The following is a 9,714-nucleotide window of genomic DNA, read 5'->3' as shown; positions in this document are numbered from 1 at the left end:
ACGGCGGTGACGGGCCCGGCGACGGCCCGCGAGACGGCGCTCGCACACTGGGACGATGCACCGTCGGCCCGTGCCGCCCACCCGCGGGAGGAGCACCTGCTGCCGCTGCACGTGGCGGCGGGCGCCGCCGGCGACGATCCCGGGCGGCGGGTGTTCACCGACGAGGTGCTCGCCAGCCGCCAGTCGGCCTACCTCTTCGGCACCGACGCCCTCGCGGCGGAGTGACCCGGTAACGACGCCCCGCGCGCGGGGCGGCCCGACGGACACGGAGGACATCATGCCCGGACTGGTCGATGGACAGTGGGTGCGCGGCGACATCGCCGAGAGCGAGATCCACGGCGGCGCCTTCGAGCGCGAGCCGACGCGGTTCCGCCGCTGGATCACCCCGCACGGCACGCCCGCACCCGCGGACGACACCCCCCTCGCCGCCGAGGCGGGACGGTTCCAGCTCTTCGTCGCCTATCTATGCCCCTGGGCGTCACGCACGCTCATCGCCCGCCGCCTCAAGGGACTGGAGTCGCTGATCCCCGTGTCCGTGGCGGACGCGGTGCTCGGCGAGGACGGCTGGACATACAGCGAGCCCCAGGATGCGGGGCCGGCCATCGCACCGGTCACCCGTCACCACCAGCTCTACACCGCCACGGAGCCGCGGTACACAGGCAAGGTCTCGGTACCGGTGCTCTGGGACCGTCAGGCGGGCCGGATCGTGAACAACGAATCCGCGGACATCCTGCGCATGCTCAACACCGCCTTCGATCACCTCACCGGCAACCGCCTGGACCTCTATCCGGTCCCCCTGCGCGGGGAGATCGACGCCTGGAACGCCCTCATCTACGAGCGCGTGAACAACGGCGTCTACCGGGCCGGCTTCGCGCGGAGCCAGGCAAGCCACGAGACGGCGGTGCGCGCGCTGTTCGACACCCTGGCGCGGATCGAGCGCCACCTGGACGTCCACCGCTACCTCGCCGGGCGCCACCTCACCGAGGCCGACTGGCGACTGTTCGTGACCCTCGTGCGTTTCGACGTCGCCTACCACGGGGCCTTCAAGTGCAACGTCCGCCGTATCGAGGACTACCCCAACCTCGCCGCCTACCTCCGCGAGCTCTACCAGTGGCCTGGCATCCGCGAAACCGTGAACCTCGAGCACATCCGCGTGGGCTACTACACCAACGCCGCCATCAACCCGTCGCTGGTCGTGCCCCTCGGCCCGGACGTGGATCTCGACCGGCCCCACGACCGGGAACATCTGCCCGGAGAAGGCATCCTCGAACGTCCGCCTGCCCACTGACGGGGGCGCGGGCGTTTCATATTGGGGACAGAAACTGTTCCATATTGTATACAGTCCCTATATCCTGCAGCCCAGAAGCCACCATCGAGCCGGCGGTGAAGGGGCGCCATGGCCATGGAGAGCAACGCCGCGACCCGGGCGGAGCGGACACCGCGCAACCGGGACGACACGATCCACCGCGCACTCAGCGAGGCGATTGTCGATCACCGCCTCGCACCGGGAGCACGCCTGCCCGAGGACGCGCTGGCGGAGGCCTTCGAGGTCAGCCGCACGAGCATCCGCAAGGCCCTCCAGCGCCTGGCGCTGGAACACCTGGTCACCCTCCGCACGAACCGCGGCGCGCAGGTCGCCAAGCCCTCCCCGGACGAGGCCCGGGAGGTCTTCGCCGCCCGGCGCCTTGCCGAGTGCGCCCTCGTCGACTGGGTCGTGGACGCCCTGGGCGACGATGACCTCACCGCCCTCCACGAACTCGTCGACCGCGAGCGCCGTGCCCAGGCGGACGGCGCGCAGCACGAGGCCATCCAGCTCTCCGCGGCATTCCACATCCGCCTGGCCCGCGTGGCGCACAATGCCCCGTTCGCCACGTTCATCGAACAGCTCGCCCGGCGCTCGTCGCTGGTGATCGCGGTCTACGGCTCGGCGAGCAGCGTCGGCTGCGAGTGTGGCGACCATGGCGAGATACTGGCGCTGCTCGCCGGTGGCGAGCGGGAACGGGCCCGGCAGTGGATGACCCGTCACCTCGAGGGGATTGAGCGCTCCCTGAACTTCGACGGCGAGCGCCGCGAGACCCCGGATTTCAACGCCCTGTTCGGCCGGCACGGCCCGACACAGACAGCCAGCGAGGAGTAACCGCGCCATGGACACCGCACAGGAGACCGCCTACCCACGGGACATGGTGGGCTACGGCCGCCGGCCGCCGCAGGCGGACTGGCCCGGCAGGGCCCGCGTGGCCGTGCAGTTCGTCCTCAACTACGAGGAGGGCGGCGAAAACAACGTCCTCCACGGCGACCCCCACGCGGAGACGTTCATCTCCGAGATCCCCGGCGCCGAGCCCTACGCGGCCCGGCACATGAGCATGGAGTCGATCTACGAGTACGGCTCCCGCGTCGGCGTCTGGCGGGTGCTCGACGAGTTCACCCGCCGGGGCCTGCCGCTGACCGTATTCGGCGTGGCGATGGCCCTGCAGCGCAATCCCGAGGCCGTCGCCGCGTTCCGCGAGGCCGGCCACGAGATCGCCTGCCACGGCCTGCGCTGGATCCACTACCAGGACGTCCCCGAGGCGGTGGAGCGCGAGCACATGGCACGCGCCGTCGACATCCTCACCGAGCTCACCGGCGAGCGCCCGCTCGGCTGGTATACGGGCCGGGACAGTCCCAACACCCGCCGGCTGGTGGCCGAGGACGGCGGCTTTGTCTACGACTCGGACTACTACGGTGACGACCTGCCGTTCTGGCAGCGCGTCACCGTCAGCGACGGGCGCGAGGTGCCCCAGCTCATCGTGCCCTACACCCTGGACAACAACGACATGCGCTTCGCCTCGCCCACCGGCTTCGGCGACGGCGAGCCCTTCTTCCGCCACCTCCGCGATGCCTTCGACGTCCTCTACGCCGAAGGGGCGGAGACGCCGCGGATGATGAACATCGGCCTGCACTGCCGGATGGTCGGCCGGCCCGGGCGATTCCGGGCCCTGCAGCGCTTCCTCGATCACATCGAGGCCCATGACCACGTGTGGGTGGCGCGCCGCATCGACATCGCGCGCCACTGGCGCGAGCATCACCCGTACGCATAGACGGGGCATCGCAGAAATGCCGGTCGCGGGGATCGCGAAAAGAGCCCCCCGTGTCATCGACGGTCATCCACGGCCGCCGTCGGACTACCGCCGGCATGCCCTGCCCGGCAGCACCGCTGCGATCACACCGCCAGGCGGGGAACGGGAAACCGTCCCCGACGGCGAGAGACAACGGAGACCCGCGATGAGCACAGAGCCGAGAATCGAGGCCCCGCCGGTCGAGCTGCCCGCATTTGCCCGCGGGCGCATCAACCTCGCCGACGCCGGCGCCGGTGCCGCCGCGGTGGCGGCCAGCGACGAGTTCTTCGCCCCTCTTGAGCGCATGCTCGCCGCCGACACGCCGGTGTTCTACCCGGAGCGCTTCGACGACCACGGCAAGTGGATGGATGGCTGGGAGACCCGCCGCCGGCGCAACGGCGGCCATGACTGGGCCGTCATCCGCCTGGCCGCACCCGGCGTGATCCACGGCCTCGACCTGGACACCAGCTTCTTCACGGGCAACTTTCCGCCCGCCGCCACCGTCGAGGCCTGCCACTGCCCGGACGGCGACCCGGACGACGCCGCGGCCTGGACCACGCTGCTGCCCACACTGAGCCTGGCCGGCGACCGGCATCACTTTCACGCCGTCGACGACGGGCGCACCTGGACCCACCTGCGTGTGCGCATCTTCCCCGACGGCGGCATCGCCAGGCTGCGCGCCTACGGCGAGGTCCGGCGGGACTGGTCCGACACGGCCATGCAGACAGACGCGGACCTGGCGGCGCTGATGAACGGCGGCCGCGTCGTCGCCTGGAACGACGCCCACTACGGCACCCCGCGCATCCTCCATCCGGGCCGCGGGGTCAACATGGGCGACGGCTGGGAGACCCGGCGGCGGCGCGAGCCCGGCAACGACTGGTGCATCGTCGCCCTCGCCCACCCCGGCGTGATCGAGCGGGCCGTCGTCGACACCGCCCACTTCAAGGGCAACTACCCGGACCGCTGCAGCATCCAGGCGGCATACGTCCCGGAGGCGACCGACGAATCGCTGGTCACCCAGAGCATGTTCTGGCCCACGCTGCTCGACGAGCAGCCCCTGTCGGCGGACAGTATCCACGAGTTCACTGCGCTCGCGGATGACATCGGCGTGGTGACCCACGTGCGCTTCAACATCATCCCGGACGGCGGGGTCAGCCGCCTGCGCCTGTTCGGCCGTCCGTATCGCAACGGGGAGTGACCGCCATGCGCACCCTCACCGCCGAGCCCCTGACCCGCGAGGCGTTCGCCCCGTTCGGCGACGTCATCGCCGCCGATGAGACGGCGGAGTCGTTCCCCATCAACAACGGCACCACGCAGCGCTTCCACGACCTCGCGGCAGTCCAGCTCGGGGGCGACGCGCCCCGGGCGCTGATCAGCATCTTCCGCGGCCAGTCGTTCTCGCCGCCGCTGACCGTGTCCATGCTGGAGCGCCACCCGCTGGGCAGCCAGGCGTTCGTGCCGCTGAACGGCCGGCCCTACCTGGTGGTGGTGGCCCCGCCGGGCGAGCAGGTCGACCCCGCAACGGTGCGGGCCTTCCTCGCCCGCGGCGATCAGGGTGTGAACTATCACGCCGGCGTCTGGCATCACCCGCTGCTGGCACTGGAGTCCACCAGCGACTTCCTGGTGGTCGACCGCGGCGGCCCCGGGGACAACTGCGACGAGCTCACGCTGGCGCAGCCGCTGCAGCTCACCGCCTGAGGGGCCGTCCGCAAACCGGCCAGTGGCCGCGCGCCGGCGGTTCGCGGTATGGTCAGCGGTCATCCATTCGGGAACGAACTGTCTGCCCATGGCCTATCGCATCGCCATCAACGGATACGGCCGCATCGGCCGCTGCGTGCTGCGCGCCCTGGTCGAGCGGGCACGCAGCGGCGGCACGCCGGCGCTGGAGGTGGTCGCCATCAACGAGCTGGGTGACCTGGACACCATCGCCTATCTCACCCGCTTCGACACCACCCACGGGCGCTTTCCCGGCGAGGTGACCGCCCGCGACGGCGAGCTCGTCGTCGACGGCCGGCCGATCCGCGTGTTCAGCGAACCAGAGGCGTCACGGCTACCCTGGCGCGAGCTGGACGTGGACCTGGTACTGGAGTGCTCCGGCCAGCCGGGCGAGCGCGACAGCGCCGGCGCCCACATCGATGCCGGCGCCCGCCGGCTGCTGTTCTCCCACCCGGCGGGCAGCGACATCGATGCCACCATCATCCGCGGCATCAACGACGACACCCTCGCCCCGGCGCACCGGATCGTCTCCGCGGCCTCGTGCACCACGAACTGCGTGGTACCGATCCTCACGGTCCTCGACGAGGCCCTGGGGGTGGAGCACGGGGTCACCACCACGCTGCACTCGGCGATGAACGACCAGCCGGTGATCGACGCCTACCACCGCACCAACCTGCGCCTCACCCGCTCGGCGATGCAGTCGATGGTACCGGTGGACACCGGCCTGGCCCGGGGCATCGGCCGTCTCATGCCCCACCTCGCCGGGCGCTTCGAGTCGCTGCACGTACGCGTGCCCACCATCAACGTCTCGGCGATGGACATGGCCGTTCAGGTGCGTGACGAGACCACCGCGGAGGCGGTCAACGAGCTGCTGGCCTCGGCCGCGGGGGGGCGGCTCGAGGGGTTGATCGGAATCAACCGCGAGCCCGTCGCCTCCATGGATTTCAACCACGATCCCCGCTCCGGGATCGTCGACGCCACCCAGACCCGGGTCGCCAACGGCCGGATGATCAAGCTGCTGGCGTGGTTCGACAACGAGTGGGGTTTTGCCAGCCGGATGCTCGATATCGCCGAGGCCCTGGCCCGGCTGGACACCCCGGACCGGGGCTGACCGGCGTCAGGAGACGCTGCCGGCGGCCGGCCGGGGCGGCACCGGCGCGGTGAAGAACGGCGCCGGCACCGCCTCGCGCTCACAGGCCCGCGCCACGGCGGGACGCGCCTCCAGCGTGGCGAGCAGCCGCGCCAGGTGTGGATGGCTCGCCGGCGGCGGCGTGATGGCGGCTGCCCCCCGCGGGTAGATCATGGCCCAGCGTGCACATACCGCGAGATAGAAATCGCACACCGACAGCCCGCCGGGCAGCAGCCAGTCGCCCCCGTGCGCGGCAATGGCGTCCTCCAGCAGGGCGAAATGGCCGGCGACGCGCTCCGCCGTCGCCGCCCGGATCCCGGCAACGGCGTCGGGATCGCCGGTATAGCGATGGGCGTAGAAGCGCACCCGCAGATCCGCATGCAGGGTGTTGGAGAGATAGAACAGCCACTTGTAGCACTCACCGCGTGCCGGCGTGGCCACCGCCGGGGCGAGCGCGGCATGCCGGTCGGCGAGCTGCAGGACGATCGCGGCGGTCTCGAAGAGTACCTCGTCCTCCCCGGCCACGAGGACCGGTAGCAGCCCCTGGGGGTTGAGCCGTCGGTACGCCTCGCTGCGCTGCTCGTCACGTCCGCGGTCGACGAGCACGTCGCGGTAGTCCACGCCGAGCTCCTCCAGCACCAGGCGGACGATCAGATTGGCGCTGTCCGGCGAATAGTACAGGCAGTAGCCCCGGGCCTGTTCAGTCATCTCTGTACCTCGGGATTGGCGCGTCACCCGATCCCGGGCGCGCGGATGTCGACGATGGAGAAGCGCGGGCTGTCGCCCATATGCCGCGCGCCCGCCTCCGGCAGCCAGCCCCCGGTCTCTATCCAGTACCGGTTGGCGATACGGCAGGGCGACAGCCCGGGCATCAGCGTATGACCATGGAAGACCCGGCAGACGTCCGGCAACGGTCCCGGCGGTTCGCCCCCCGCCGCCCGGCCGCGGCAATGGCCGGCCGCCTCCCGGGACCAGATCGCCTGGTAGCGCACGCGCTCGCCGGTGTCCGGCGCCGACAGGGCGGCGGCGAAAGCGCCCCAGTCCGGGAATGCCGGCGGCACCTCCGCGTGCACGATCCCCACCCGCCCCTCGGGGGTCTCCACCTCCAGCGCCCAGGGCATGCGGGCCAGCGCGTCGACCAGCGCCCGCGCCTGTGTCGCCGTCAGCCCCCCGAGCCAGTCGTGGTCCTCGCAGCGGTACGGCAGCCCCTCGGGTGAACCCTCCTCGCCGACGGCATGCAGAACGCTGACATCGTGATTGCCGCGCACCGCGTGGAACCAGGGCTCGGCGAGCAGGTCGGGGACGAGCTCCGGTTCCGGCCCCCGGTCGACGAGGTCGCCGACACAGATCAGCCGGTCCCGTTCCGGGTCGAAACCGCAGGCCCGCAGCCGGCGGTACACCGCGGAGACCGCGGCGTGGATATCACCGATCACGTAGTCACGTCCCCGGCGGTTGGCGGGAAGCCGCTCGACGATCATGCCGCCTCCTCGGCGCTGCCGAGCGACGATGGTAGCGCCCGGCGCACGGTGCCGGCCAGCCACAGCGACACGGTGTAAGCCCGGTGCAAGTCGCACTCCATAGGCTGCAACAAGGGCAGGTGCCGGCCCATTGCACCAGTGGCGACGACTGTCGGTATCCACGCCCGCAACGAAGAAAGAACAACCGTCATTACAGGAAGGGAAGCGACAGCAATGAACCAGAAGCGACTCCTGGGGCACACCGCTCTGGTCGGCACCGCGCTCGCCGTGAGTCTTGCCACCACCGCCGCGGCAGCGGGCAAGTGGACAGGGCGCAGCCGACTCATTCTCAAGTCCGGGGACAGCCGAACCCTCGGGCGCATTGAATTCATGGTGCCGCTCTACCAGACCGGCGACTCGATGCTGTTCACGGATCTGCGCGCACAGCGCAGCAGCGACAACTCCGAAGAGGGCAACGCTGGTCTCGGTTACCGGCGCATCGTCTCCGACGATCTGCTGCTCGGCGGCTACGGTTTCTTCGATCGCCGCCGCTCGGAGACAGGGCACTACTTCAATCAGGGCACATTCGGCGCCGAGGCGATGACCCCGGACTGGGACCTGCGCGCCAATGTCTACGTCGCCGAGGATGACACCACGACGCTGTCGGCCACGAGCACGAACCCGCGCTTCTCCGGCACGAATATCGTGGTCGATGAGGACCGTCGCTACGAGACGGCGCTGTCCGGCTTCGACGCGGAGGTCGGCTACCGCATTATCAACGGTGACGGCTATGACGTGCGCGCCTATGCCGGCGGCTTCCGCTTCGATGCCGACGGTGTCGATCCGGTGACCGGCCCGCGTGGCCGCCTGGAGCTGTCCCTGGACAACGCCTTCGGCATCGAGGGCGGCCGCGTGACGTTCGGCGGCGAGGTCCGTGACGATGACATGCGCGGAACGGACGGCTTCGCGGAGGTCCGCCTGGAGATCCCGCTGGGCACGCCCGCCGAACGGCCGAGCCTGTCGCCCATCGAGCGCCGCATGACCGAACGCGTGCGCCGCGACCCGGACGTCGTGCTCGCCAGCGGCCATGACCGCTCCGCCGAGCCGCTGCGCTCCCCGGATGGTGAGCGGATCCGGGTCCTGCACGTGGACAGCAACGCCGGCACCAACGGCGACGGCGGCGTGGACTCGCCCTACCAGCTGCTCACGAGCGCCGACGGCGACACCTCCGGGGCGGACATCGTCCTGCTCTGGTCCGGCAGCACCTTCAACGGCGAATCGATCACGCTCGAACCCGGCCAGCGCCTCCTCGCCGACGACACCGACCTGACCTACCGAGTGACCACCCAGGACGGGACGGTCACCCTGCCCTCCCCCACCGGCGGCGACCAGGGCGCGGAGATCGCGGGTGCCACGGACGCGGCCGTCACCCTGACCGGCGACAACGAGGTCCGGGGCCTGACGATCAGCGCCACCCAGTCGGACACGTTCCCCGGGCATGCGGTCTTCGGTGAACCGACCCTGTCCGGTGACGTCGCCATCCGCGACAACCGCTTCGTGGACAATGACGGCTCCGGCGTCTTCCTGGAGGGCAGCGACGCGGACCTGCACCTGAGCGTCACCGGCAACACCGTCGAGAACGGCAACGGCAACAGCGAGCCCGGCCTCGCCCTGACCGACATGAACGGCCGCCTGACGTTCTCCGGCAACCATGTCGCGGACAACCCCATCGGCACGCGCTCGATCCGCATCACCGGCGACAGCGCACTGACCATCACGGGATTCGCGGACAACAGCGTCGCCGGCGGCTCCGGGCGCTTCTCCGTGCGCAATGCCACCTTCGACGCCGACCCGGATGCCAGCGGTATCCAAGCCGTGAGCGGCGGTGCCACGCAGCTCGGCACCTCCGGCAATCGTGTCTTCGCCGGTGGAACGAGCTCCGGCGCCCTGGCGCTCGACAACGTCTCCGGCCGCATCGACTACGACAGCCTCGCCGTCTTCTCCGACGGTGACGCCGTGCACGTGCGTGGCGGCAACGACTTCACCGTCACCGCGGACGCCGGGCACGTGACCGCCCACACCGGCACGGCACTCGACATGCGCGAGACCGCCATCGACCTGGAGCTGGCCTCGGTCGCCTCGATCAACCAGTCGGGGGACGACATCAGCCACGGCGTCGATCTGCAGGATGTAAACGGTCCGCTGACCGTCGGTGAGACGACCGTGCAGAACACCTCCGCCGCCGGCGTGAACCTCTCGGACGCCGACTCCCGCATCGACCTCGGCCAGGTGGACATCAGCAGCACCGGCGGGGAAG

At 70.6% G+C, this 9,714-nt stretch carries 9 protein-coding genes and 1 pseudogene; 8 read left to right on the top strand and 2 right to left on the bottom strand.

All coding sequences use genetic code 11. The features are described from left to right. From G7A99_RS05810 to G7A99_RS05780, 7 genes and pseudogenes are all read left to right on the top strand, one after another. Positions 1 to 225 (top strand): annotated as a pseudogene (locus G7A99_RS05810) (dioxygenase); the annotation flags it as partial. Between the two features lie 52 nt (positions 226 to 277). After that, positions 278 to 1,288: a glutathione S-transferase family protein gene (locus G7A99_RS05805; RefSeq protein WP_018718560.1), complete on the top strand. Its 1,011-nt coding sequence runs from the start codon at positions 278 to 280 to the stop codon at positions 1,286 to 1,288. Positions 1,289 to 1,396: 108 nt separating this feature from the next. Then, on the top strand, positions 1,397 to 2,137 hold the full coding sequence (locus tag G7A99_RS05800) for a GntR family transcriptional regulator (RefSeq protein WP_018718561.1): 741 nt from the start codon (positions 1,397 to 1,399) through the stop codon (positions 2,135 to 2,137). A gap of 7 nt (positions 2,138 to 2,144) precedes the next feature. Continuing rightward, positions 2,145 to 3,077, top strand: a complete 933-nt coding sequence (puuE, locus tag G7A99_RS05795; protein WP_018718562.1) for an allantoinase PuuE — start codon at positions 2,145 to 2,147, stop codon at positions 3,075 to 3,077. Between the two features lie 184 nt (positions 3,078 to 3,261). Next, the gene (gene alc / locus G7A99_RS05790; RefSeq protein WP_163139179.1) at positions 3,262 to 4,293 is read left to right on the top strand and encodes an allantoicase; all 1,032 of its coding nucleotides are present in this window, start codon (positions 3,262 to 3,264) and stop codon (positions 4,291 to 4,293) included. A gap of 5 nt (positions 4,294 to 4,298) precedes the next feature. Further along, a complete protein-coding gene (locus G7A99_RS05785) occupies positions 4,299 to 4,793 on the top strand; it encodes an ureidoglycolate lyase (protein WP_018718564.1) in 495 nt (164 codons plus the stop codon). Between the two features lie 88 nt (positions 4,794 to 4,881). Then, entirely contained in the window at positions 4,882 to 5,922 is a 1,041-nt protein-coding gene (locus tag G7A99_RS05780; RefSeq protein ID WP_163139178.1) for a type I glyceraldehyde-3-phosphate dehydrogenase, read from the top strand. 6 nt (positions 5,923 to 5,928) lie between these two features. Here G7A99_RS05780 and G7A99_RS05775 read toward each other — a convergent pair whose 3' ends face one another. Together G7A99_RS05775 and G7A99_RS05770 are read right to left on the bottom strand one after the other, a co-directional pair. Beyond that, a complete protein-coding gene (locus G7A99_RS05775; protein ID WP_018718566.1) occupies positions 5,929 to 6,648 on the bottom strand; it encodes a glutathione S-transferase family protein in 720 nt (239 codons plus the stop codon). 23 nt (positions 6,649 to 6,671) lie between these two features. Beyond that, positions 6,672 to 7,418, bottom strand: a complete 747-nt coding sequence (locus G7A99_RS05770; protein ID WP_018718567.1) for a metallophosphoesterase — start codon at positions 7,416 to 7,418, stop codon at positions 6,672 to 6,674. 213 nt (positions 7,419 to 7,631) lie between these two features. Here G7A99_RS05770 and G7A99_RS05765 point away from each other — a divergent pair. Further along, positions 7,632 to 9,714, top strand: a 2,083-nt coding sequence (locus G7A99_RS05765; protein ID WP_163139177.1) for an inverse autotransporter beta domain-containing protein, incomplete at its 3' end; no start/stop codon positions are given.

It is taken from the genome of Arhodomonas sp. KWT (assembly GCF_010993615.1).
This window is presented reverse-complemented; position numbering and strand designations above follow the sequence as displayed.